Below are 24,702 nucleotides of genomic sequence, written 5' to 3'. Positions count from 1 at the left end.
CAGGAAACCAGAGGATACAGGCGTGGCCAACATCAAGTCCCAGATGAAGCGGATCCGTACCAACGAGGCGGCGCGCAAGCGCAACCAGTCGGTCAAGTCCGCGCTGCGCACCGCGATCCGCAACTTCCGTGAAGCTGCCGCGAGCGGTGACAAGGAAAAGGCTGCCGAGCAGCTGCAGTTCGCGAGCCGCAAGCTCGACAAGGCCGCTTCCAAGGGCGTCATCCACGCCAACCAGGCGGCCAACAAGAAGTCCGCGCTCGCGCTGGCTCTGAACAAGATCTGATCGGAGCGGGCCTGGTACCCGCTCAGCAATACTTCGCAAGACGCAGCCGCCGTGGCCTCGATGACCACGGCGGCTTTTGTCGTCGGCTACCATTCCGCGCATGTTGACGGTGTACGCGAATCAGACGGTGGTACGAGGCGATGACCTGGCCGAGGTGATCCGCGCTGCGGAGATCCTGGGGATCGGTCTCAAGATCGAGAACGTGATGGTGCCCGACGAGGACGGTGGCTTCACGGCCTCGTGGATCGTCACCAGGGAGGACGAGGTCCCGCTCTACGACGAGTGGGAGGGCCGCTACGAGGACCTCGAGGACGACGAGGAGCAGCTCGCCGCCGTCGTCGGCGACTGATCGGGTTCAGTTCACACAGGGGATCTGCCCCGAGGTGATGTCGCTGCGGACCGGCTTGCCCGCGTCGGGAGTCCCCGACACCGGCTCGGTCGTGCTGGTCCGCCGGACACCCGTGGATGTTTCGCCCGGCCACGCGGCGGATGGTTGCGTCCGCGCCGCCGTGCGCCGGGTCGTCGTCGCGATGGGGACGGGCATCCCGAACGCGGCCGCGATCTCGCGGCGGATCGCCTGCCGGTCCACGATGTTCACGTCCTGGCCGTTGACGACGTCGTAGCGCACGACCGGCAGCGTGCGGAATTCGACCTGCGGGTTCTTCGCGGCGCCGAGGGTGCGCACGAACTCGGTCATGTTCCAGCCTTCCGACAGCACGATATTGCGGTGCGCCACGTCCATCAGCTGTCCCAGCTTCCCCGGGTCGGTGAGGGTGCCGGCGCGGCGCAGCTGCCGGGCCACCGAGGTGAGGAAGGCCTGCTGCCGGTGCGTCCGGTCCAGGTCACCGTTCTCCAGTCCGTGCCGCTGCCGCACGAAGGCCAGTGCCTGCGCCGGATCCAGATGCTGGCGGCCTGCGGGGAAGTCGGCGCCGGAGAACTCGAGGTCGCGCACCGGATGATTCAGGCACACCTCCACCCCGCCGAGCGCCGCGGCCAGATCGTAGAAGCCCCCCAGAGTGACCTCGGCGAACCGGTCGATCGGCACGCCGGTCAGCTCACGCACGGTCCGCACGATCGAGGCCCGCCCCGCCTCCCGTCCCGCCTGTTCCAGCCGCCGCCGATCGGTGACGCCGCGCGCGATCAGCTGGTCCTGCACGGCGGCCTTCTTCAACCCGTACGCCTCCTTGATCTTGGCGTGGGTGTAGCCGGGGATGCCGCTGACCGGCACGTAGTTGTCGCGCGGGATGGACACCGCGACGATCTTGTTCATCGCGGCCGGAATGTGGACCAGGATCAGCGTATTGGCGTTGTACCCGCCCTCGTCCCCGTCACCGGCATGCAGCTGGTCGAGCACCTCGCGTGGCAGCTCGTCGCCGTTCTGATCGCGCCGGGTATCCAGCCCGATCAACAGGATGTTGAGATCGCCACCCAGCGAATGGGGCGCGTCGTCTTCGATGGCCTGCGACCGCAGAAACCCCGCGTCGAAGGTGCCCGCGGTGGACCACCCGTACGCGGTGACCGCGACCACCACGGCCGACAGACCGGCCGCCACGCCCTTGACCACGCCTCTGACCCACCAGCCCGCCGAATCACGAGCGCGTCGAGTTGGCCCGCGCTCCCCGGTCCGGCTCACCGTCGGGTCATCCATGTCATGATCAACTGTGCCAGCTCCGAGAGCGGGCTGACATCGCGATTCGGTCCCGATTACATGGCGGCACGGCGTGTCGCGTCGTAGGGGTGCTCCCGCTGTGCGATCAGGGGCGGCGGGGTTCAGCCTGCGGCGCGGAGGTCGAGGATGCGGGAGAGGGCGTGTTCGAGGGCGTAGGTGGCGTCGGCGGCACCGCCCTTGACGTCGGCGTTGAGGGTGGCGACCACCTGGAGGGCGGTGCCGATGGTGGCGGGGTTCCAGCCACGGGACTGGGCCTGGGCCTTCTTGACTTTCCAGGGGGGCATGCCGAGTTGCTGGGCGAGTTTGAACGGGTCGCCGCGGCCTGCGGAACCGACGCGGGCGATGGTGTGCACGGAGTCGGCGAGGGCGTCGGCCAGCAGGACGTGCGGTACGCCGCGGTCGGTGGCCCAGCGCAGGGCTTCCATCGCGGCGGGGCGATCGCCGGCGACGGCGAGTTCGGCGACGTCGAAGCCGGTGACCTCGGCACGACCGGAGTAGTAGCGGCGCACCGCGTTCACGTCGACCTTGCCGCCGGTGTCGGCGACCAATTGTGAACAGGCGGCGGCGAGTTCGCGCAGCTCCGAGCCGACGGACTCGATCAGCACCTGCACCACGTCGGCGGCCACCCGGACACCGGCCGCCCGGAACTCGCCGCGCACGAACTCCATCCGCTCGGAGGCTTTGGTGAGCTTGGCGCATTCATGCACCACCGCGCCCTGCTTCTGCAGCGCGGGCACCAGCGCCTTGGCCCGGCCACCGCCCGAGTGCAGCACCATCAGCACCACCCCGGCGGGCGGGTCGGCCGCGGCGTCGGTGATCACCGCGACCGCGTCCTTGCCGGCCTCGGCCGCCGACTCGAGCACGATCACCCGATCCTCGGCGAACAGCGACGGGCTCAGCAACTCCGCCAGCTCGGCGGTGCTCGCGTCACCGGCGCGCAGCCGGTCGACCGGCACCGACTCCGGATCGGGCGCACCCGACCGCACCTGCCCGGTCACCTGCGCCACGGCGCGTTCGACCAGCAGCTCCTCGTCACCGAGAACCAGATGTACCGCGGCAGGGCGTTCGCTCACCAGGCGATCCTACGTTCGGCCACCGACAGGCGGATCGCCCGCGGTCCCCGAGCCGAACGTCACCGCCGCGGGTCCGACGGCGGGAGGTCACCGTCCGTAGGTCGGCAGCGGTGCCGAGGACGATGACATCACCGTGGCGGTCGGTCCGGGCGATGGTGGCGCCGAGTGTGTCCAACCCAGCGGTGATCGTGGGGTGTGGATGACCGAACGTGTTGTCGGTTCCGGCACTGATCAACGCCAGGCGTGGCCGGACTGCTCGGAGGAATTCCGGTGTGGTGGTGCGGGATCCGTGATGTGGCACTTTGAGGATGTCGGCACGGACGTCGTTGTCGCGCAGGACGCGGGACTGTGCGGCGGTCTCGATGTCGCCGGTGAACAAGATCGTGCCCACTGCGGTCCGCGCCTTCAGCACGAGGGACCGATCGTTGGCCTCGTCCAACGCCACTGAGGATGGAACCTCCCGGCTCGGTGCGAGCACCGCCAATTCCACTGCGCCAAAGGTCAGCACATGCCCCGCATGAAGTTCCATCAGCGGGATCCGGCCGGACTTCGCGATCTCGACAACCCGCTCGACACCACCGGACTCGGTGCCGCGATCAGCCGAACGCCGCTGCGCGACAGCCTGGTCCGAATTCTCGGAGGAGTGGTGTGGACGGACGGTAGGCGCCGGTGGGGTGTGACGATGCCCGTCGTCCGGGCAGCAGTCGCTGGTGGCGCTGAGCTCGCCGGGCGCCGTTGCGATGGCGTCGACGGTGCGGCCGCGGAGTGCGCCGGACAGGCCGTCGATGTGGTCGGCGTGCGGATGGGTGAGGACCAGGAGCCGGATGTGGGTGATGTGCAGGCGGTCGAGGCAGCGGCGGATCGGGCGGGGGTCGGGGCCCGTGTCGATGACCACCGCCGCGCCGGGTCCGACCGAGAGGGCGAGTCCGTCTCCCTGGCCTACGTCGCACATGGCCAGTACCCAGCCGTCGGGCGGCCATCCGGGCTGCCACAGCCGGACCGGGACGAGCACCACGGAGACGCCGAGTGCTCCGACAGCGAGTAGCCTGCGGGTCTTCGACCAGCGCAGGGCCGCCACGATGGTGACGACGATCGCCGCTGCGACCAGTCCTCCGGTCGGGCCCGACGGCACCGTGACGGTGGCTCCGGGTACCGCGGCCGTGTAGTCGGCGACCGAGAGCAACCACCACAGCGGTGGGCGTGCGCACCAGAGGGCCCACACCGCCGCGTCGTCCCACACGCACGCGAGGACCGCGCCCACTGCCCCGAGCACCGTGATGAGCCCGACCACCGGTGCGACGAGTGCGTTCGCGATGATCGCCACGAGACTCACCCGCCCCGACAGCGCGACCATCAGTGGCAACGTCACGACGAATGCCCCCGCGGACACCGCGACGATCTCCGCGGGCGCACGCCACCACCCGCGCGCCCGCAGCCAATCCGCCCAGCTCGGCGCGAGCAGGATCAGCCCAGCGGTGGCCAGGACCGACAGCGCGAATCCCGCGCTCACCGCCAATTGGGGTGCCACACCGAGCAATCCGACGACTGCGGCACCGAGCGCGGGCAGCGCCTGTTTGCGCCGACCGGTGAGCAGAGCGAGCACCGTCACCGAGCCCATCGCCGCCGCGCGCAGCACACTCGGGTCGGGGCGCGCGAGGACGACGAACACGACGACCACTCCGGCGGCGGCCGCGGCGCTGGTACGCGGGCCCGCTGTGAGCAGCCGGGTGAGAGCAAGCAACGCGGTCAGCAAGATCGTGAAGTTTGCACCACTGACCACACAAAGATGTTGCAGGCCTGCGATTTCGAACGCATCGCGAACATCGTCGGACAGTTCGGAGGTATCACCGACGACTAGTGCCGGTAGCAGGCCTGCCGCAGCGGGCGGTAGCGCTCGCCCCGCTGCTTCGACAAGGTTTGCCCGCACGTCCGCGGCAAGCCGCTGCCACCACGGCAGGGTGCCGACGAGCTCCGGATCGGCCACCGCGTTCAGGGTCGCCACGGTCAGATCCGCGCGATTCGGTTCACTCACCCGGGCCCGGAACCGGATCACCTGTCCAGGCGACAGGCTGGCCCATTCGTCACCACCAGCGAGGACGACCACCGCCCCACCCGCCCGCATCGTCGACGCACCGCCACCGAACTCGCGCAGCCCGGCATGGACAATCCACCGCCGCTGCCCACCGAACCCGCCCGCCCGCATCGGTTTCGCGTCATCGGTGACAACGGCCAGCACCGTCACCGACCGCCCGAACGATTCCCGCAGCGGGTGCGACTGCACGTGATACTCACGCCACGCCCCTGCCGCCCCGAAGCCCGCCGCGAGCAGCATCGTCGCCAGCCCCGCCACCGCGACGACTCGCCACCGCTCCCGTTGGTGCGCGATCGCCCACAACAACACGACCCACAACCCGATCGCCACCACCACGGCACCGACCGCCAGGACCAGACCCACGACCCAGCCGAGGGACACCGCAACGATCGTCGCAACCCAGCACCCGAGCGCGGCAGGCACCAGCCGCATATCGAGAACCAGCCGCTCCGGCTCCTCCACCATCTCCTCTTCGCGCGGCGCCGCCCTCATTCGCCGGCCGGGTTCGCGCCCGGACCATCGTCACGTGCCGCACTACGCCCGAGAACCGACCCGACCCCGAAGGTTGGTGCGGGAACGACCGATGCCGGGCATTCGTCCTGCGGGTCGGTATCTCTGGTGGGGCCGATTGTTTCGCCGGCCCCGGCCGGATCGGGCGGTCTGGTCATGTCGTCACCAGGTCGCGCAGGCGAGCGAGGCGGGCGGGGCCGATGCCGTCTACTTCGCCTAGTTGGGCGACATCGGTGAACCGGCCGTTGGTCGAGCGCCAGGCGAGGATCGCTGTGGCGGTGACCGGTCCGACGCCGGGTAGTGCGTCGAGCTCCGCTTCCGTCGCGGTGTTCAGGTTGAGGCGAGCCTTGCCGCCTTTGCCGTTCGGGGCGGTGGCGGTGTTCGTGCCCGTGGTGCTCGCTGCGCTCGGTGCCGTAGCGGGGTCTGGGTCGGCGGAGCCGATCATGGTGCTGCCCAGGCGTGGTGGTCCTGATTGGGGGCCGGTCGCGCCGACGACGAGCTGATCGCCGTCGGACAGGCGTTGCGCCAGGTTCAAGCCGGCCAGGTCCGCGCCGTCTCGGGCGCCGCCCGCGATCTCGATGGCGTCGGCGATGCGGGAACCGCCGGGCAGACGGTGCAGGCCCGGCCGGTCGACCAGCCCAACCACACTGACAACGACTTCCGTGCTCGCGCTCGGTCCGGTGTCTGCCACCGCAGTGGCTGTGGCGGTCGGCTCGGTGCGCAGGCCGATGCTCTCGGCTCGAACTACCGGCACCGGCGGTATCGCCTGCCGCGTCGGCTGATCGCGCACCACCATGATGCCGGTGAGCACGACGGCGACCAGCCCCACCACTCCGAGTACCAGCGCACCCCGGCGGCCGGGATCGAGGCGCGCCCCGCGGAACCGTTCGGGCACAAGCCGTCGCGGGCCGCCGGGTTGCGCGCCGTCCGCGAGCCAACCCGGCGCACGCACCTCTCCCACCGACGGCGTGAGTTCGTCGTCGTCCCAACGCCCCTCGGCACCACCATCGGTGCGGGCCGCTGCCGGTGTGGGTCCGCGACCTGGCTCGCCGCGCAAGCCGCCCTGTCCCACCTTCTCGCGTACCGCCAGCCCGCCAAGCCGTTGCCGTACCCGCTCGTGCTCTTCGTGTCGTGACATGGCACCGACGCTACGAGGAGCCGGCCGCGGGAAACCGCCGCCGACCAGGGCATAAAACGAACCTGTGGACAACGTCGAGCCTGTGGACAACTCCCGGTCAGCGGGCGCTGAGCGCGGAATCCGCGCGGGCCGAGCGAATACGGTGCGCGCATGGCCGAAACGACGTACGGATGGTGCCATGGACCTGGCACACCGATTCCGCGACTTCGCGTATCGCGAGGTACACAGCAATTCCCCGCTCTACCATCGGCGGGCTGTCGACATCGCCGAGGACCCTGCGGTGCTGGCGTTGATCGCCGAACTGCCCACGGACAAGCAGCAACCCAACCTGGTCCTGGCGGCCGCGCGCGTGAACGGCGCGATCGCGGTGCCCTACCGCGAGTTCCGCGAGCAGCTGATCGCGCACTGGCCCGCGATCTCGGTGACAGCGCTGACCAGACGCACCCAGACGAACGAAGCCGGCCGCGCGGCAACACTGCTGCCGGTGCTCGCCCGGTTGCCCGGACCGCTGTCGCTGATCGAGGTCGGCGCCTCGGCGGGACTGTGCCTGTACCCGGACCGTTTCAGCTACCGCTACGGCGGGATCGCACTGGATCCCGCCGAAGGTCCGTCCCCAGTGGTGTTGCCGTGCACGGTAACCGGCGACGCACCGATACCGGCTCGGCTGCCCGAGGTGGTACATCGAGCCGGAGTCGACTTGAACCCGTTGGACGCGGGAGACATCAAGGATCAGGAATGGCTGGAAGCGCTGGTCTGGCCGGGACAGGACGAACGACTCGCGAGGCTGCGAGCGTCCTGTGCGATCGCTGCCGCGAATCCACCGCTCCTGGTGGCGGGCGACTTGAACGAGAAAGTCGCCGAGCTGGTCCACACCGCGCCACCCGGCAGCACAGTGGTCGTGTTCCACAGCGCGGTGCTGACCTATCTGCCCGCACAGGCGCGGGAGAAGTTCACCACCTCGGTGCGGACGCTGCCCTGCCACTGGGTGTCCCAGGAGGGCACCGGTGTGATCGCGGAGTTCGCCGACCGGCTGCCCGAAACAGACTCGGGCACAGCGCGGATGGTGCTCGCGGTGGATGGCGATCCGGTGGCCTACGCCGGGCCGCACGGCCAGTCGCTGGACTGGTTCGGCCCGGCGTAGCGCGGACGACGTCAGATCCTGCGCATCACCGAGACGACCCGGCCCAGGATCACGGCCTCGTCGCCGTCGATGACCGAGTAGGCGGGGTTGCGGGGCTCCAGTTGCACATGGCCGTTGCGCCGGCGATACACCTTGACGGTGGCTTCCTCGCCGATCATGGCGGCCACGATATCGCCGGAGTTGGCCTCGCGCTGGCTGCGGACCACGACGAGGTCGCCGTCGCAGATCGCGGCGTCGATCATCGAGTCGCCGCGGACGCGGAGGCCGAAAACCTCGCCGCGGCCGACGAGTTCACGCGGCAGGGTGAGCAGGTCGTCGGCGTGCTGCTCGGCCAGGATCGGGGTGCCCGCGGCGATGTCACCGATCACGGGCACGGTCACCGACCCGTCGGAGCCGCCTGCCGGTGCGTGCCGCAGGAACAGACGCACATCGATGGGGCGGGTCATCGCGGCACCGCGGCGCAGGAAGCCGTCCTCCTCCAGCGCTTTCAGATGCTTGGAGACCGTGGACGTAGAGCGCAGGCCGACGGCGTCGGCGATCTCCTTCGCGCTGGGCGGGTAGCCGTGCGCGAGCACCGAGTCCCGGATCACGGCGAGGATGTGTTGCCTGCGGGGCGGCAGGTGCGCGGTGTCGGGGTAGTCGAAGTCGTCGTATCCGGTCACCGGGGCATCGTAGAGGCCCGCGGGTTCAGACCGTCGGCGCAGGCTCCCGGCGTGGCAGCCTGCGACGGAACTCGGTGCCGGTCACGAACACCCGCCGGGCACCACGAGCACGCCGAGCGCGCCGACGCCGAGGTGCACGCCCAGGGTGGGGCCGAACTCGGTGACGTAGAGCTCCTCGACCTCGGGCACCTGTTCGCGCAGCTGGGCAGCGATCGTCTCGGCGGCATCGGCGGCCCCCAGATGCTGGACGCCCAGCGCGGCGCCGTCCCCACCCGCGGCATCCACCGCGGCAGCCACGAGCTTCGCGTAGGCACGCGATCTGGTCCGTACCTTCTCGCGCAGCTCCAGTTTGCCTTCGACCAGCTGCAGCAGTGGTTTCGTCACCAGTTCGCTGCCGAAGAACGAGGCGGCACTGCTGAGCCTGCCGCCCTTGCGGAGCTGCTCGGTGCGGTTGACCAGGATGAACGTGCGAGCACGAGCGGCGGCCGCCACCGCGCGTTCGTAGACGGCATCCAGCGCCTCACCCGCACGGGCCCGGCGCGCGGCAGCGAGCACAGGCAGACCGGTCGCCAAGCCAGCGCCGAGCGAATCCACCAGGCGCACACGATCTTCGGCGCCCATATCGCGGACCGCCTGTCGCCCCGACTCCCAGGTCGCCGACAGGGTGCGCGACAAATGCACGGCGACGACACCGTCGCCGTCGCTGTGGCTCAGCGCGCGTTCGTAGGCCTCGCGCAGCTCACCCGGCGAGGCAGCCGAGGTGGTGACCGAGTCCGTCGAGTAGTCGATCTCGACGGGATCGATACCCTCCCGGATCTCCCGGTCGCCGACGAGCACATGCAACGGCACCACTTCGATACCGAGCTCGGCGACGACGTCGGCGGACAGCCCGGCCGCCGAATCGGTGACCACCACAACGGGCACGGACTACCGAACCTCCTGCAGCGCCTTGGTCATCGCCGTCGCCACCGCCGCGTGCCCCGCCCAGCCCCAGTGGATGCCGTCCGGGTTCGCCGCACCCGACTCGATGTCGTCGCGCACGGCCTCACCGAGGTCGACCAGCGGCACCGAGGTACGACCCGACCACGCCTGCAGTGCCTTGACCGCGCGCGCACGGCCCCGGTGCACGCGTCCGTAGGCATCACACTTGTGTACCGACGGCAGCACCGCGACCACGGGCAGCTCGGGACGCAGATGGTTCAGCGCCTCGCGCGACTGCTCCAGGTAGTCGACACTCACCTTCGGCGGAAGCGCCACGGGCCGACCGAGTTTCGACAGCTTCGGCTGCAGCCAGTTGTAGGAGGCGCGCACACCGCGACGCAGCTTGGGCGGACGGATGTAGCGGATCAGCTCACGCAGCGCGGTCGGCAGCGGGGAGGGCAGCGTGTCCATGCCACCGACGGCGAACACCACCGCACCGGCCCGCGGCACCGCGGCCCAGACCCGGGGGTCACCGATGAGCGCCCAGTAGGCGTCGCGGCAGGTCCAGCCGATCCTGGCGATCAGCTCCACATCCCAATCCAGTTCGGCGGCCACCATATTCGGCCAGATCCGCGGATCGTCGGCAGGCAGACCACCCTTCGGCCCGTAGTAGGCGAGGGAGTCGGCGATCACCAGCAGCACGGGACGCGGGGAGGCGGACTCGACCGGCCGTGGCGCGGTGGATTCCTCGACGAGCACGACCTCCGCTGCCGCTTCGGCGAGCGATTCACCCTGCGCCACAGCGGTCTCCGCGATCAGCGAGTTCGGAGCGGACGCCTCGGCCACCGAGCTTGTTTCGGTGGCGGAATCCGCGGTCACCGCGACGGACTCGTCCGTCACCGTCTCGACCGCATCGCCCACCGGCTCGGCAACCGCAACGGTGCCGGCATCCGACGGATCGCCGGAACCATCAGCCGCACCGGCCGACTGGAGGTCCTGCGCCGCGGCGGGCTCGGCCACGGAAATCGTCGCCACGAGATCGTCGACACCCGCAGCGGGACTCGCACCCTCGGGCAGCTCCGTGACGGATACCGCCGACTCGGCGGTATCCGACTGCGCAACAGCCGATTCGGCATCGGCACCGTCCGGCTGCGCTACAACCTCGGCCGCGCCATCGGCGACAGCATCGCCCGCTGTGGCAGGCTCGCCGTCGACATCGGCGTCCGAGTCCTCCGACGAGTCGCCCGCCGACGCCGAATCGCTTGCCGCCGAGGCGACCTGCTCGGGCTCGGCGGCTACCGGCGCAGGCGGCGGGCCGAACAGCGCGTCGGGTAGCGAGCGTTCGCTGCGCGCGGTGACCTGCTTGAAGAGTTCGTCCGGTACCGAACGGATGGGCTCCTCACGCTCGGGGCGTGCGGGCCGAGCGGGTGGCGGGCCGAACAGCGCGTCCGGCAATTGCCGTCCGGGCTTGGCCGTCACCTGCTGGAACAGTTCGTCCGGTACCGATCGGACGGGCTCTTCAGAGGACATCGGGAGCTACCTTCGCCGCTGCGTTCCAAACATCGAGGCGCCAGCCGGGTCGGTCGATGTCAGGGCCGTGACTGGACAGCTGTACCCAGCTCGTATTGGCCAGCCCACCGAGGGCAGGCCAGTTCTCTGGGGGCAGTTCCAGCAACGCGGCCGTGAGGGCAGCGATCAACCCGCCGTGCGCCACCAGGATGATAGTCCGGCCGGGCCAATCCTGTCGCTCGTTGTACAGTTCGCGCACCACGGGCAGCGAACGCGCACCGACCTCGAGTTTGCTCTCGCCACCGGGCGGTGTGTAGGTGGCGTCGAGCCGCCACCGCACACGTGCGCCCGGGTAGTCGGCGTCGACCTCGAGATGGGTCAGACCCTCCCAGTCGCCGAGGTTGGTCTCGCGCAGTCGCTGATCGGTGACGACCGGCAGCTCGCTGATGTCGCCGAGCGCCTGCGCCGTCTCCTTGGCGCGCCGCAGATCGGAGGCGTGGATGGCGATGGCATTGCGCGAAACCAGTTCGCGCGCCGCCTCTTTGGCCTGCTGACGACCGAGCTCGGTGAGATCGGTGTCGATCTGACCTTGCATCCGGTCGGCCGCGTTCCATTCGGTCTGCCCGTGGCGCAGCAGGATCAGCGTGCGCACATGGGCGTACTTGCTCACTCGGTGTCGCCCTCTACCTGTGCGTCGTCGGCGGCCGGAGTCGGCAGGGCGGCGATGCCATCGACAGGAACGGTCGGGCAGTCACGCCACAACCGCTCCAGCGCATAGAAATTGCGCTCGTCGTTGTGCTGGATGTGCACGACGATGTCGACGTAGTCGAGCAGCGCCCAGCGACCCTCGCGGGTGCCTTCGCGCCGGACCGGCTTGTGCCCGGCTTCGCGCAGCTTCTCTTCGACGTTGTCGACGATCGCGTTGACCTGGCGCTCGTTGGGCGCCGAGGCGATGACGAAGCAGTCGGTGATCACCAGCTGTTCGGAGACGTCGAGGACGACGACATCGGTGGCGAGCTTGTCGTCGGCCGCGAGTGCGGCGACCTTGGCCATTTCGACCGCTTCGGCGGTGGCACTCATTCGCCCTCCCCCAGACAGGTCAGACCCTCGATCGTGTGGCTCAACGTCAGCTACCTTCCGTTCCTGCGGGCCCATACAGGTGCCGCTTCGATATGTACTGCACCACGCCGTCGGGGACGAGGTACCAGACCGGCCGACCCTCCGCGGCGCGGCGGCGGCATTCGCTCGACGAGATGGCCAGTGCGGGGATCTCGATCATCGTCACGGCATCGGCGGGCAGGTCCCGCAGATGCTCCTCGAGATGGTCGGTGTTCAGCTCGTACCCCGGACGGCTCACCCCGACGAACTTCGCCAGTTCGAACAGTTCGGTCCAATCCTGCCATGTCAGGATGTTGGCCAGCGCGTCCGCACCGGTGATGAAGTACAGCTCGGCGTCGGGATGAGCGCTCTGCATCTCGCGCAGGGTGTCGACCGTGTAGGTGACCTTGTTGCGTTCGATGTCGGCCCGGCTGACCGAGAACCTCGGGTTGGACGCGGTGGCGATGACCGTCATCAGATACCGGTCCTCGGCGGGGCTGACCTGTTTGTTCACCTTCTGCCACGGCTGACCGGTCGGAACGAAGATGACCTCGTCGAGCTCGAACCGGTTCGCGACCTCGCTGGCCGCGACCAGGTGGCCGTGGTGGACGGGGTCGAAGGTGCCGCCCATGACGCCGAGCTTGCGGCGCGGCCGAGCTGTTTCGTGCATGAGGTCCGAGCTTAACGGGACTGCCACCGCCGGAGCGGACCGGACCGCTTCGTGGCAGCTCGGCGTCAGCACGGACCCGACGCCTGCGCGCACATCTGCGCGAACTGGGCGCGGGTGCGATCCAGCTCATCGGCGATGTGCGGGCCAGGATCGGTGGCGAGCCAGTTGTTCAGTTCGGCCATCAGCACGTCGATCGTGACCCACCACGGCCCGCGGACCGTGCCCCGCGGGCCACGCAGCTGCAGCCAGGCCGCCGCGCGGAGGCAGCGGGCACGCGGCACGATCTTGCCCAGCTCACCCCACAGGCCGGCGGCCCGCAGATAAAGGCCCAGCGCGGCCGATTCCTGCCCGCAACATTCCCGGGCCACGGCCGCCGACCACACCAGATCGGCGTGGCGATGCCGCTGCGTGGCCGAACCGGCGAGCAGCCGCGCCGCCTCGGTGAACTGCCAGGCGGCCTGGCGGTGCCGTCCGAGCCGGATCAGCGACTCGGCGAACTCGGCGCGGACCAGCGCGAGCTCGCCGGACGGGTAGCCGGCGACGCCGCTCAGCAAGGGCCGGTCGAAGGCGGTGACGGCCTCGGCGTGCTTGCCCGCCCGATGCCAGGCCCGGCCCGCGACCAGCCACAGGTGCGCGGAGTCGGCCGCCGAGATGGGGTGCCAGCACGCGGCGGCCGAGGCTGCTGCCCTGGCCACCTCGCGGTCGCGGCCCGGTTGGGCGGCGATCGCGGTGACCAGCCGGGTGCGCAACTCGGCGAGTTCCCTGCCACCGATTTCGCCGAAGCCGACGACCAGCGCGCGGCGCAACTGCTCTTCGGCGGCGGCGGGTGCGTCGGCCAGCCGCGCTGCCGCGATCCCGGCCAGCCTGCGCGCTGCCCGTGCTCCGGAACCGGGGGGTAGGTGCCCGGCCTGCACCGGCTCGCCGGATACCGCGGACCGAGCGTGACTGTCAGGTGCCGGCCCCTGCCCTTGGGCTTGGGCCCGGCCTGCATTGTCGCCGCGGGCTACCGCACCGAACCTGTCCGCGATGACGGGTTCGTCTGGATCGGTCACCAGGCGAACCACATCCACCACGCGACGGCTCGGGCCCGCCGCGCTGTCTCCCTGTCCGATACCCGTCGGTCGGACCGCTCGTCGTCACGCGACGCCCCTGCCAGCATGGCGGTGATCTTGGCGGGCAGGCCATGTAAGCGGCTTAACTTCCGCTGAAGCCGTCAGGCCTTGGGGCGCTTCGACTTCGGGAGCTTGGCCACGATGGCGTCGTAGGAGGCGTCGATCAGCTCGCGGAGTTCGTCAGGCGGGACGGCGCCGCCGACGATGACGCTGTTCCAGCCGTAGCGCCCGATATAGGCGGACGCGCTGACGTCATCGGGGTAGATGTGGACCAGTTCGTCGGCCTCGCCGCGGTCGCGCCCGCATTTGAGCCCGATCGACGTGCCTTGCCCGAGGAAGGCGAAGATCTTGTCACCCACCTTCGCGACGACGTCACCCTCCCACGGTTCGTCTTGCCAGGCACCGGGTTTGGCCAGGCAGTAGGTCAGGAGATCATCGCTCATCACCAGCTCCTTCAGACGGGCAACAACCGGGAGACCACGTCGGTCAGCTGGCGGGCGGATCGGCATTCGTGCATCTCGATCACCTCGCCGTACTCGCGGGCCGCCGAATCGCCGGTACCCCACAGATTCCGCGGTTCGGGATTCAGCCAGTGCGCGTGCCGGGCGGTGTCGACCAGCTGCCGCAGGATATCCAGCTGCGGATTGCGGTAATTGGTGCGGCCGTCGCCGAGCACCAGCAGGGAACTGCGGCTGGTGACCGCGTCACCGAAGTTGTCGGCGAAGGTGGTCAGCGCCTGGCCGTAGTCGGAGTGCCCGTCGGCGTCGATGATCCGCGACTCGGTGAAAATCCTGGTCAGCACGTTGTCGAGGCCGGCGTACGGGTCGAAGAAGGTGGTCACTTCGTCGGTACGGTCGACGAAGGCGAAGATCCTGACCCGGGAGAACTGCTCGCGCAGCGCGCTGACCAGCAGCATGGTGAAATTGCTGAATCCGGCGACCGAGCCCGAGATGTCGCACAGCAGAACCAGTTCCGGGCGGCCGGGCCTGGGCTTGCGGTTCACCAGGTCGATCGGCACGCCGCCGGTGGACATCGAGGCCCGCAGCGTCTTGCGCAGATCGATCTCGCCGCGGCGGGCCTTCTTTCGCCGCACCGCGAGGCGGGAGGCGAGGATCCGGGCCAGCCGCTGGCTGCCACGCCGCAGTTCGACGAGTTCGCGTTCGGAGGCGCGCAGGAAATCGGCGTCCTCGGCCTGGCGGGCGACACCGTAGGTGGCGACGCGATCGCGCCCGATCTGCTCGGCGACCCGGCGATTGGTCTCGGCTTCCACGCTCGCCCGGAAGCCGGCGATGCGCTCCCGGACGATCCGCTGCGCGACCTCGGTATCGCGGTCGCCGGCATCCGGCGGCAGGGCCAGGCCTGCCAGTACCCGGGACAGCAAGGTTTGTGGCGCGAGGTCTTTCAACGCCTGATACGCCGAGAACGACGGCCCGCGCGCCGACTGGTACTGACCCAGCTGTTCGACAATCTGCCCGGCCAGCAGCTCCAACTGGGCACCGCTGTCCTCGGCGGTGAGCAGTTCGGCGAGTTGTTCGCGCAGGGCGGGCAGGTCGACCTGTCCCTCCGGCGTGCGCGGCAGGTCGACGGCCTCGGCACCGCGCTCCCCCACCGCGACCGGGAACCACAGGTCGAACAGCCCGTCGAAGGTGCGCCGGTGGGTGGGACGGCGCAGCAGCGCGCACGCCAGCCCCTCGCGCACCGACTCACGATCGAGCAGGTCGAGCACGGTGAGTACCCGGCCCGCGTCGACGGTTTCCGATGGCCCGACCGGCACGCCGCGGGCCCGCAGCGCCGCCACGAACCCGGCGACGTGCCCGCCGAGTCCGTGCGGGCCAGGCGTGGTCATCTCAGGCCAGCTTCAGCTCGGCCAGCGCGCGCTGGTGGTCGCTGCGATGCTTGAGCACCACGCCGAGCGTGGCGCGCACCGTCGCGTCGTCGAGGTCCGCGGCGCCCAGCGCGAGCAGGGTGTGACCCCAGTCGATCGATTCGGCCACCGACGGCAGCTTCTTGAGCTGCATCCCGCGCAGAACGTGCACGATCCGCACCAGCTGCTCGGCCACCGTGACCGACAGCTCCGGCACCCGGCTTGCCAGGATGCGGCGCTCGAGCTCCTCGTCGGGGAAGTCCAGGTGCAGGTACAGGCAGCGGCGCTTGAGCGCCTCGGACAGCTCACGGGTGGCGTTCGAGGTGAGCACGACGAACGGTTTGCGGGTAGCGGTGATGGTGCCCAGTTCCGGGACGGTCACCGCGAAATCGCTCAGTACCTCGAGCAGCAGGCCCTCGATCTCGACGTCGGCCTTGTCGGTCTCGTCGATCAGCAGCACCGTCGGCTCACTGCGCCGGATAGCGGTGAGCAGCGGGCGCGAGAGCAGGAATTCCTCGGTGAAAACGTCGGCTTTGGTTTCGGCCCAATCGTTCTCACTCGACGCCTGGATCCGCAGGATCTGCTTGGCGTGGTTCCACTCGTAGAGGGCGCGGGCCTCGTCGACGCCTTCGTAGCACTGCAGCCGGACCAGCTCGGCCCCGGCGACCTGGGCCACCGCACGCGAGAGCTCGGTCTTGCCGACACCGGCGGGACCTTCGATGAGCAGTGGCTTGCCCAGCCGGTCGGCCAGGAAGACCGAGGTGGCCGTGGCCTTGTCGGCCAGGTAGCCGGTGTCGGCCAGCCGGGTGATGACGTCGTCGACCGAGGTGAAGATCGGTTCCTGTACCAGTGTCACGATCACACCGGCCGAGTCTGGCCGTCGCCCCACACGATCCACTTGGTGGAGGTGAGTTCGGGCAGTGCCATCGGGCCGCGGGCGTGCAGCTTCTGGGTGGAGATGCCGATCTCGGCGCCGAAGCCGAACTGCTCGCCGTCGGTGAACGCGGTGGACGCGTTCACCATCACGGCGGCCGCGTCGACGCGGGAGGTGAACTCCCGTGCGGCGGCCAGGTCGGCGGTGACGATGGCCTCGGTGTGGCCGGTGCCCCAGGTGTTGATGTGCTCGACGGCGGCGTCGAGACCGTCGACCACCTTCAGCGCGATGTCCATGGTGAGGTACTCCTCACCCCAGTCGGCGTCGGTCGCCGGGACCTGCCCGGGCAGGTCGCCGTGGATGGTGACGCCCGCGTCCTCGAGCGCCTTGCTCAGGCGCGGCAGCGCGGTCTCGGCGACGGCCGCGTCGATGAGCACGGTCTCGGCCGCGTTGCAGACGCTGGGGCGGCGGGTCTTGGCGTTGAGCAGGATGGCCTCGGCCATGTCCAGGTCGGCGGCGGCGTGCACGTAGACGTGGCAGTTGCCGGTGCCGGTCTCGATGGTCGGCACCTGGGCGTCGCGCACCACCGCGTTGATCAGGCCTGCGCCGCCGCGCGGGATGACCACGTCGACGAGGCCGCGGGCCTGGATCAGGTGGGTGACGCTGGAACGGTCGTTGCTGGGCAGCAGCTGCACCGCGTCGGCCGGGATGCCCTGGGCGACAAGGGCTTCGCGCAGCACCTCGACCAGGGTGGCGTTGGAGTTCGCCGCCGAGGAGGAGCCGCGCAGCAGGGCCGCGTTGCCCGACTTGAGCGCGAGGCCGAACGCGTCGACGGTGACATTGGGCCTGGCCTCGTAGACCATGCCGACGACGCCGAGCGGCACGCGGGTCTGGCGGATCTCGAGCCCGTTGGGCAGCGTGGAACCGCGGATGACGCCGCCGACCGGATCGGGCAGCCCGGCCACCTGGCGCAGGCCCGAGGCGATGCCGTCGATGCGCTCCTTGGTCAGCCGCAGGCGGTCGAGCAGGTTCTCCTCGGTGCCGGCGGCTTGCGCGGTCGCGATGTCGGTGGCATTGGCCGCGAGGACGCGATCGGCGGCGGCGAGCAGCGCGTCGGCCGCCGCGTGCAGCGCGTCGTTCTTCTGCGCCGTGGTCAGCTGAGCCAGCACGCGGGACGCGACGCGAGCCCTGCGGGCGGCGTCGTGCACCGCTGCGCGGATGTCGAGCTCGGGGGTCACTTCTACCGTCATGGGTATCAGCGTACGCAGTGCGGCTGTCCCGCCCGCCGCCACCCGGACCCCGGAATACGGCTCCGACCGGCGGCGGGACCGGGTTGTCCACAGGATTTCGCGCCGCCGCGTGACTTGTCCACAGGTCACGCCGCGCTCGCCACCCGAAATCGCCGCCGACCGTGCCGCCGCCACTAGATTTGCCGCTATGGACTCCGCCGCATCCACCGTCGTCGTGCTCGGCAGCGTCAACATGGATCTGGTCACCACCACGGGGCGACGCCCCGCACCGGGCGAGACCGTGCTCGGGTCCGGTTTCGCGACCGTCCCCGGCGGCAAGGGCGCGAATCAGGCGATCGCGGCGGCGCGCTCAGGCGCACAGGTGCGGTTCCTCGGCGCCGTCGGTGACGACGCGTTCGGGACCACACTGCGATCCACGCTGGCCGAGGCCGGTGTCGACACCGCGCTGCTGCGCACGGTCGACGGGCCCAGCGGCGTGGCGACCATCGTGGTCGACGAGTCCGGCGAGAACAGCATCATCGTCGTCGCCGGCGCGAACGGGCGGGTGACCGACCTGACCGAAGACGAACTGGCGGCGATCGCGGCCGCCGACATCCTCCTGTGCCAGTTGGAGATTCCGCTCGACACGGTGGCCGCGGCCGCCCGGCACGCCCGCTCATCGGGCACGGTCGTCGCGCTCAATCCCTCACCCGTGCAACCGCTGCCCGCCGCCTTGTGGGCCGACGTCGACCTCGCCATCGTGAATTCGCTGGAGTCCGAGCAATATTCGGCCGACCTCAACCAGGTACCGCATGTGGTGCGGACCCTCGGCGGCGACGGTGCGGTGTACCGATCCAGCGACGGCACCGAGTTCACGGTCGCCGGGCGCACGGTCGATGTCGTCGACACCACCGGCGCGGGCGACGCCTTCACCGGCGCCCTCGTCGCTACCTGGTCGACCGGGCCGCACGCCGCGGTGACCTGGTCCAATGCCGCGGGTGCGGTGGCGACCACCCGTCTCGGCGCGAGCTCCTCGATCCCCGGCCGCGCCCGGATCGAGGCCGCGCTCGCGACGGACTGATCGGTTCGGTCCTGCGGTTCGCGTAGCTCCCCTGCCGCGCGGTGAACGCAGTCCGATGCTCGGCGTCACCGGGCAAAATTCACGTGCGCGGCACGGTTCGCGGTCCTACCGTTGGTAGTACATCAAGGAAAGGACCGACCATGTTTCCCGTCGAGCTGCGCGGTACCAGGGCGCAGACGCTCATGTGGGCCAACGAGCACGAGATCGAGCAGTCTGCGCTGCGTCAGCTCCGCAATATCGCGGAGTTGAAATGGGTGTATGGACTGCGCGTGATGCCCGATGTGCACCTGGGTAAAGGCGCGACGGTGGGGTCGGTCATCGCCATGCGGGACGCGGTCGCGCCCGCTGCGGTCGGTGTCGATATCGGGTGCGGGATGGAGAGCGTGAAGACCGGGCTCACCGCCTCGGATCTGCCCGATGATCTGCGGTCGCTGCGGTCGCGGATCGAGCGGGCGGTGCCGGTGGGGTTCAACGCGCACAAGGAGGCGGTGAACGTCGGTGCGCTGCATGCCGGTTCGCACGGGCAGTCGGCTCGGACGAAGGGCTGGGATCGGTTCTGGCGTGGGTTCCGCGAGCTGCATCCGGGTGTGTCGTCGCTGGAGTCCAAGGCGCACAAGCAGATCGGTTCGCTGGGGTCGGGTAATCACTTCATCGAGGTCTGCCTCGATCAGGACGACGCCGTGTGGATCCTGTTGCACTCCGGGTCGCGCAATATCGGCAAGGAGCTGGCGGAGCGGCACATGGCGATTGCGCGGGGGCTGCCGCACAACCAGTCGCTGCCTGATCGCGATCTGGCGGTATTCCTCTCGGGTACACCGGAAATGGATGCCTACCGGCGTGATCTCACCTGGGCGCAGGAATACGCCGCGCGGAATCGCGCGGTGATGCTGTCGCTGGTGTGCCGGGCGGTGCGCGACGAATTCGCCGGCCGCGAGGTGCGTTTCGACGAGCCGATTTCGTGTCATCACAACTATGTGGCGGAGGAGATCATCGACGGCATGCCGATGCTGGTGACCCGCAAGGGTGCGGTGCGGGCGGGCGCGGGTGACCTCGCGTTGATTCCCGGATCGATGGGGACGCGGTCGTATGTGGTGCGTGGCAAGGGGAATCCGGCCTCGTTCCAGTCGGCGTCGCACGGTGCGGGGCGGCGGTTGAGCCGGACCGCGGCCAAGAAGCAGTTCACCGTCGCGGATCTGGTTGCCCAGACCGAGGGCGTGGAGTCGCGCAAGGACGCGGGTGTGGTCGACGAGATTCCGGCCGCGTACAAGGACATCGACGAGGTGATCGCGGCCCAGGCCGACCTGGTCGACGTGGTGGCGACGCTGCGTCAGGTCCTCTGCGTGAAGGGTTGAGTCATCGTCGGCGCAGGGTGCCCGCCACACCAGCGCCGACGAGCAACAGCCCGAGGACGAAGGTGAAGCCGCTGGTGATCCACGCGTTGAGCGCGATATGCAGCTCGTCGGTCATCAGCGGCAGATCCCCCACCAGCCGCCAGGTGCTCTCCGGCGACACGAAGTAGGTCAGCCCCGGCAGCACACCCCACACCAGCCCGGCCAGGATCGTCGCGATCGGCGTGAACCCCGACAGCGCGCTGACCAGCAACAACAGCACCGCACCCGCGATGATCTGCAGAGTCGAACCAAGCCGATCGGCAGCGTCACCGAGGATCACCCACCGGCTGGTGTCCAGCGCACCATGCGCGGCCAATGCCATCCCGACGGGTGTCACGACCAGCGCTAGAAAAGCACCTGCCACCGTGCGAGACGCACCGGAGTTCGTCCGGAACTGCGACCCGGGCGGCGTCCACCCGGCAGGCGGATCGAATCTATTCGCCATGGAGCCCCTCCGGCAATCCGGTAACTCGCCCTATTGTCCTCCCCTACCGGGCATTTCGCAGACCGAATGCCTATGGTCCGTATCCGGGGCGGGTCCGCACACGTGTGGACCGATTACACCAGCGACGACGAGTTGTCGACGGGCAAGTTCGCAGTCAAGCCCGTCCAACTGCCAGCAGCGGCGCTCGAGATCCTCGCCGCCCGCGTCCACCACATCAAAACGGTCCGCCTCGCACTGCCACCCAAACCCGACGATGCCGACTGGCCCGATGACTTGCTGTTCTTCGATCTCGACGACGGCGGGCCACGCAACCTCAAATCCATGAGCCGCCGGTGGCGACGCCTGGCTGCCGCGCTGGGTCTACCGGACGGGGTGACTCCATACAGTCTGCGTAAACACGTAGGAACCGAAGTCGTCGCGGCCGGGCTCGACGCCACCAAGGTCGCCGACCAGCTCGGCAACACCGACCGCGTTCTACGCAACGCCTACGTGCGACGGCACCAACCGCACGCCGACGTTACCGCGTTGATCGGGAACCGACTCGGACCAGCGTTGGAAGAGGTGGCCCGCCGCCGGGCCAGCTAGGCGGGGCTCCGGACTGGTCAGATTGCGTATCGACTGTCGCGAGTTCGTCGTCTTGGGGCAGGCATGCGGCTTCATGAGATCGTGAGCGAATTGGTGGGACACGTCGATGAACATGACCGCTTTCGCGAGAACGCGACTTCGTCGGAGCCCTGCCCGAACCCGAACATGCTGCGGCAGTTGACAATTGGATGCATCTCGATCAACATCAACGGCGACTTTGAGATAGCGACATGCTATCACCGGTTGGTTATGATCAGTCCCGCAACACCAGCCTCGAAGCAAGCTATCTGCGTCCAGTTTCCCAGGGGGAACCCAGGGAAACCTCAAATCCGCCGCTCGCTCAACACCAAGATTGAGGATCGCACATGAGTGCCTGGGATAGCTACATCGACAATCTCATCGCGCAGACCACAGACAGCAATGGGACTGCTCACTGCGACCGCGCCTGCATCGTCGGTTTGGACGGATCGCCCTGGACGAGCGCGGCCCATCCGAATGCCCTGAAGCTGCACGGCAATGAAGCGGCCACCATCGGGCGCGCCTTCAAGAGCAAGGACTTCTCAGCGCTCCAGGCATCCGGCATCGTCGCCGAGGGGCTGAAGTACCAATTTCTCCGCGAGGAGGACGGCGTGCTCGTCCTCGGCAAGAAGAAGGACAGCGGCGCGATCACGTGCCAGGCATCGAAGACCGCGATCGTATTCGGCCACACCAAGGAGGGTGCCGCGCAGGGGTACACGAACAAGGGTGTCGCCGTGATCGCGGAGTACCTCGAGTCGCTCGGCATGTAGGCCGCCCTATACCCCGCACGGCGCGAGCGTTGCGGGGTGGAGCCAAACGGTGTGCTGTCAGGAGTAGATCGGCCGTGCGGGAAGTGGATGCCACCCAACGCGCGGTTCTAGCATCTGAACACGAACTCCGAAGGTCACCCCAGCGCCATGGTGTGGCCGTCAAGGACTTCTCCCTCGAGGAAAGCGCGCCGGGGCTGTGGCCGACACGGCGAGGGAAAGGGCTGGCACCAACCGTGAACAACGGTAGTGCCAGCCCCTTACTCATGCCCCGCAGCGCGGTGCCCAGGTGCGCCTGGAGTTCTCTCCCAGTAGCCGCGCTGCGACATCGACCTCCACACACCCCACCCCGGACCCGCCGGGAACCTGTCGGCCCTGTACCGGTGATCGAACCTGTCGGTGGGGTCGGGCAGCATGGGGCGCATGACCTCAGCGACCGGCAACGACGTGCTCGATCTGACGGCTCCCGACCTGCGCGAACGCGCGGAGGAGTTGTTGCGTGAGCTGGCCGGATCCCAGGCGCGGTTGCGGGAGGACCAGTGGGTCGCGATCGAGGCGCTCGTGGTGCAGCGCAGGCGCGCGCTGGTGGTGCAGCGGACCGGCTGGGGCAAGTCGGCGGTGTACTTCATCGCGGCGAAGCTGCTGCGTCGCGCCGGGCGGGGGCCGACGGTGATCGTGTCGCCGCTGCTGGCGTTGATGCGTAACCAGGTGGCGGCCGCCGAGCGGGCCGGGGTGGTGGCGGACACGATCAACTCGGGCAATGTCACCGAGTGGGACGAGATCCATCAGCGGGTGGCCGATGGCGCGGTCGATGTGCTGCTGGTGAGCCCGGAGCGGTTGAACAACCCTGACTTTCGTGATCAGGTGCTGCCGCGCCTGGCCGCGGATGCCGGGCTGGTGGTGATCGACGAAGCGCACTGTGTGTCGGACTGGGGGCATGATTTCCGGCCCGACTATCGCCGTATCCGCACGCTGATCGCCGACCTCGGCTCCGACGTGCCGGTGCTGGCGACCACCGCGACCGCCAACGACCGCGTGGTCACCGATGTGGCGGGCCAGATCGGTACCGACACGCTGGTGTTGCGCGGCACGCTGGATCGTGAGTCGCTGCACCTGTCGGTGGTCCGGTTCGACGATGCCGTGCAGCGCACCGCCTGGCTGGGCGGCCAGCTCGACCGGTTGCCCGGCTCGGGCATCATCTACTGCCTCACCGTGGCCGCCGCGCACGATCTGGCCGACGTGCTGAATTCGCACGGTCACACCGTCGCCGCCTACACCGGCCAGACCGACCCGGCCGAACGCGAAGTGCTCGAGGGCGCTCTGCTGAACAACGAGGTCAAGGCGCTGATCGCGACCTCGGCGCTGGGTATGGGTTTCGACAAACCCGATCTCGGGTTCGTGGTGCATGTCGGCGCGCCGTCGTCCCCCATCGCCTACTACCAGCAGGTCGGACGCGCGGGCCGAGGTACCGAGCGGGCCGAGGTGGTGTTGCTGCCCGGGGCGGAAGACAGCCGGATCTGGAGTTACTTCGCCTCGGTGGCGTTCCCGCGCGAGCACATCGTGCGCGCGGTGCTGGCCGCCCTCGACACCGACCGGCCGATGTCGACGATCGCGCTGGAACCGCTCGTCGAGCTGAACCGGTCGCGGCTGGAGATGGTGCTGAAGGTGCTCGACGTCGACGGTGCGGTACGCCGGGTGCGCGGTGGCTGGCTGTCCACCGGCGAACCGTGGACCTACGACACCGAGCGCTACGAACGCCTCGCCGCCGCCCGCGACACCGAGCAGCAGGCGATGATCGACTACCAGGCGACCACCGCCTGCCGGATGACATTCCTGCGCCGCCAACTCGACGACCCCGGTCTCGGCGCGCTCGAGGCCGCGACCCCCGACTGCGGGCGCTGCGACAACTGCACCGGCACCCGCCCCGACACCACCGTCGACGCGGCCGCCGTCGCCGCCACCAGGGCCAGGCTGGACCGCCCCGGCCTCGACCTGGCGCCGCGCAAGCAGTGGCCCACCGGCATGGCGAAGCTGGGAATCCCGTTGTCCGGCAAGATCTCCGCGGGCGCCGACACCGGTCGTGTCCTCGGCAGGCTCACCGACCTCGGCTGGGGTCAGCGCCTACGCGCCCTGCTCGACGGTCCCGACGCCCCGGTGCCCGACGCCGTCTTCGACGCGTGCGTCGCCGTGCTGCGCGACTGGAACTGGGCCACCCGCCCGACCTCGGTCCTCGCCCTGGAATCGCCCCGCTACCCCCAGCTCACCGCCAGCCTGGCCGCCCGGCTCGCGCAGGTGGGCAGGCTCGACAACCTCGGCATCCTGCACACCAGACCGGACCGGCCACCGGTGTCGGCGGCGAACTCAGCGCACCGGGTGGCGGGCCTGTTCGACTCGTGGGAGGTGCCCGACCTCACCGGCGTCGACGGCCCGATCCTGCTGGTCGACACCCTCACCGACACCGGCTGGACCATGACCGTCGCCGCCGACGCCCTGCGCACCAGCGGCGCGGACGCCGTACTGCCGTTCGCCCTGGCCACCCCGACCTGATCCCCGTCCCGCACTCCGGTCGC

At 69.5% G+C, this 24,702-nt stretch carries 24 protein-coding genes; 8 read left to right on the top strand and 16 right to left on the bottom strand.

Annotated elements, in window-relative coordinates:
• The first annotated feature begins 22 nt into the window (after nt 1-22).
• Both rpsT and ACWF82_RS15730 read left to right on the top strand, forming a co-directional pair.
• Nucleotides 23-283, top strand: a complete 261-nt coding sequence (gene rpsT, locus ACWF82_RS15735; protein ID WP_019045815.1) for a 30S ribosomal protein S20 — start codon at nt 23-25, stop codon at nt 281-283.
• A 100-nt stretch (nt 284-383) separates the two neighbouring features.
• The gene (locus ACWF82_RS15730; protein ID WP_452501715.1) at nt 384-632 is read left to right on the top strand and encodes a hypothetical protein; all 249 of its coding nucleotides are present in this window, start codon (nt 384-386) and stop codon (nt 630-632) included.
• Between the two features lie 6 nt (nt 633-638).
• Here the strand turns inward: ACWF82_RS15730 and ACWF82_RS15725 are convergent, their stop codons facing one another.
• The 4 genes from ACWF82_RS15725 to ACWF82_RS15710 all read right to left on the bottom strand — a co-directional run bounded on the left by ACWF82_RS15725 (nt 639) and on the right by ACWF82_RS15710 (nt 6,765).
• The gene (locus tag ACWF82_RS15725; RefSeq protein ID WP_452501714.1) at nt 639-1,931 is read right to left on the bottom strand and encodes an LCP family protein; all 1,293 of its coding nucleotides are present in this window, start codon (nt 1,929-1,931) and stop codon (nt 639-641) included.
• Between the two features lie 122 nt (nt 1,932-2,053).
• Nucleotides 2,054-3,025, bottom strand: coding sequence for a DNA polymerase III subunit delta (gene holA / locus ACWF82_RS15720; protein WP_452501712.1), 972 nt, complete (start codon nt 3,023-3,025; stop codon nt 2,054-2,056).
• Entirely contained in the window at nt 2,985-5,582 is a 2,598-nt protein-coding gene (locus ACWF82_RS15715; RefSeq protein ID WP_452501710.1) for a ComEC/Rec2 family competence protein, read from the bottom strand. Before ACWF82_RS15715 ends, holA begins: the two co-directional genes overlap by 41 nt.
• Before the next feature lie 199 nt (nt 5,583-5,781).
• Nucleotides 5,782-6,765, bottom strand: coding sequence for a helix-hairpin-helix domain-containing protein (locus ACWF82_RS15710; RefSeq protein ID WP_452501708.1), 984 nt, complete (start codon nt 6,763-6,765; stop codon nt 5,782-5,784).
• A gap of 178 nt (nt 6,766-6,943) precedes the next feature.
• On the opposite strand from ACWF82_RS15710, the gene ACWF82_RS15705 reads away from it, so the two are divergent.
• Complete coding sequence (locus tag ACWF82_RS15705) at nt 6,944-7,906, top strand: DUF2332 domain-containing protein (protein WP_452501707.1); 963 nt, start codon at nt 6,944-6,946, stop codon at nt 7,904-7,906.
• A gap of 11 nt (nt 7,907-7,917) precedes the next feature.
• Here ACWF82_RS15705 and lexA read toward each other — a convergent pair whose 3' ends face one another.
• From lexA to ACWF82_RS15650, 11 genes are all read right to left on the bottom strand, one after another.
• Nucleotides 7,918-8,568, bottom strand: a complete 651-nt coding sequence (lexA, locus tag ACWF82_RS15700; RefSeq protein WP_452501705.1) for a transcriptional repressor LexA — start codon at nt 8,566-8,568, stop codon at nt 7,918-7,920.
• Between the two features lie 81 nt (nt 8,569-8,649).
• Nucleotides 8,650-9,492 carry a DegV family protein gene (locus tag ACWF82_RS15695; protein ID WP_452501703.1) on the bottom strand — a complete coding sequence of 281 codons (843 nt, stop codon included), beginning with the start codon at nt 9,490-9,492 and terminating at the stop codon, nt 8,650-8,652.
• Between the two features lie 3 nt (nt 9,493-9,495).
• Nucleotides 9,496-11,019: a diglucosylglycerate octanoyltransferase gene (gene octT / locus ACWF82_RS15690; RefSeq protein ID WP_452501701.1), complete on the bottom strand. Its 1,524-nt coding sequence runs from the start codon at nt 11,017-11,019 to the stop codon at nt 9,496-9,498.
• Nucleotides 11,009-11,668 carry a histidine phosphatase family protein gene (locus tag ACWF82_RS15685; protein ID WP_452501699.1) on the bottom strand — a complete coding sequence of 220 codons (660 nt, stop codon included), beginning with the start codon at nt 11,666-11,668 and terminating at the stop codon, nt 11,009-11,011. Before ACWF82_RS15685 ends, octT begins: the two co-directional genes overlap by 11 nt.
• Complete coding sequence (gene rsfS / locus ACWF82_RS15680; RefSeq protein ID WP_452501697.1) at nt 11,665-12,078, bottom strand: ribosome silencing factor; 414 nt, start codon at nt 12,076-12,078, stop codon at nt 11,665-11,667. Before rsfS ends, ACWF82_RS15685 begins: the two co-directional genes overlap by 4 nt.
• A 46-nt stretch (nt 12,079-12,124) precedes the next feature.
• Entirely contained in the window at nt 12,125-12,766 is a 642-nt protein-coding gene (gene nadD / locus ACWF82_RS15675) for a nicotinate-nucleotide adenylyltransferase (protein ID WP_378848310.1), read from the bottom strand.
• Between the two features lie 65 nt (nt 12,767-12,831).
• Complete coding sequence (locus ACWF82_RS15670; RefSeq protein ID WP_452501695.1) at nt 12,832-13,818, bottom strand: hypothetical protein; 987 nt, start codon at nt 13,816-13,818, stop codon at nt 12,832-12,834.
• A 161-nt stretch (nt 13,819-13,979) separates the two neighbouring features.
• Nucleotides 13,980-14,321, bottom strand: a complete 342-nt coding sequence (locus ACWF82_RS15665; protein ID WP_452501693.1) for an MmcQ/YjbR family DNA-binding protein — start codon at nt 14,319-14,321, stop codon at nt 13,980-13,982.
• 11 nt (nt 14,322-14,332) lie between these two features.
• Nucleotides 14,333-15,724, bottom strand: a complete 1,392-nt coding sequence (locus ACWF82_RS15660) for a vWA domain-containing protein (protein ID WP_452501691.1) — start codon at nt 15,722-15,724, stop codon at nt 14,333-14,335.
• A gap of 1 nt (nt 15,725) precedes the next feature.
• Entirely contained in the window at nt 15,726-16,604 is an 879-nt protein-coding gene (locus tag ACWF82_RS15655; RefSeq protein WP_452501689.1) for an AAA family ATPase, read from the bottom strand.
• Nucleotides 16,601-17,866 (bottom strand): glutamate-5-semialdehyde dehydrogenase, encoded by a 1,266-nt coding sequence (locus ACWF82_RS15650; RefSeq protein ID WP_452501687.1) that lies wholly within the window; start codon nt 17,864-17,866, stop codon nt 16,601-16,603. Before ACWF82_RS15650 ends, ACWF82_RS15655 begins: the two co-directional genes overlap by 4 nt.
• A 187-nt stretch (nt 17,867-18,053) precedes the next feature.
• Here ACWF82_RS15650 and ACWF82_RS15645 point away from each other — a divergent pair, with 187 nt between their 5' ends.
• Together ACWF82_RS15645 and ACWF82_RS15640 are read left to right on the top strand one after the other, a co-directional pair.
• The gene (locus ACWF82_RS15645; RefSeq protein WP_452501686.1) at nt 18,054-18,926 is read left to right on the top strand and encodes a ribokinase; all 873 of its coding nucleotides are present in this window, start codon (nt 18,054-18,056) and stop codon (nt 18,924-18,926) included.
• Nucleotides 18,927-19,066: 140 nt separating this feature from the next.
• Nucleotides 19,067-20,278 carry an RtcB family protein gene (locus ACWF82_RS15640; protein WP_452501684.1) on the top strand — a complete coding sequence of 404 codons (1,212 nt, stop codon included), beginning with the start codon at nt 19,067-19,069 and terminating at the stop codon, nt 20,276-20,278.
• A gap of 1 nt (nt 20,279) precedes the next feature.
• Here ACWF82_RS15640 and ACWF82_RS15635 read toward each other — a convergent pair whose 3' ends face one another.
• Nucleotides 20,280-20,639 (bottom strand): hypothetical protein, encoded by a 360-nt coding sequence (locus tag ACWF82_RS15635; protein ID WP_452501682.1) that lies wholly within the window; start codon nt 20,637-20,639, stop codon nt 20,280-20,282.
• A gap of 225 nt (nt 20,640-20,864) precedes the next feature.
• Here ACWF82_RS15635 and ACWF82_RS15630 point away from each other — a divergent pair, with 225 nt between their 5' ends.
• The 3 genes from ACWF82_RS15630 to ACWF82_RS15620 all read left to right on the top strand — a co-directional run bounded on the left by ACWF82_RS15630 (nt 20,865) and on the right by ACWF82_RS15620 (nt 24,679).
• Nucleotides 20,865-21,347 carry a hypothetical protein gene (locus tag ACWF82_RS15630; RefSeq protein ID WP_452501680.1) on the top strand — a complete coding sequence of 161 codons (483 nt, stop codon included), beginning with the start codon at nt 20,865-20,867 and terminating at the stop codon, nt 21,345-21,347.
• A 365-nt stretch (nt 21,348-21,712) separates the two neighbouring features.
• A complete protein-coding gene (locus tag ACWF82_RS15625) occupies nt 21,713-22,135 on the top strand; it encodes a profilin (RefSeq protein WP_452501678.1) in 423 nt (140 codons plus the stop codon).
• A gap of 420 nt (nt 22,136-22,555) precedes the next feature.
• Nucleotides 22,556-24,679 carry a RecQ family ATP-dependent DNA helicase gene (locus ACWF82_RS15620; RefSeq protein WP_452501676.1) on the top strand — a complete coding sequence of 708 codons (2,124 nt, stop codon included), beginning with the start codon at nt 22,556-22,558 and terminating at the stop codon, nt 24,677-24,679.
• Nucleotides 24,680-24,702: the final 23 nt, after the last annotated feature.

The sequence above is a fragment of the Nocardia sp. NPDC055053 genome, from assembly GCF_053608285.1.
The sequence above is the reverse complement of the archived record's forward strand: the minus strand, read 5'-3'. Positions and strand labels throughout refer to the sequence as shown.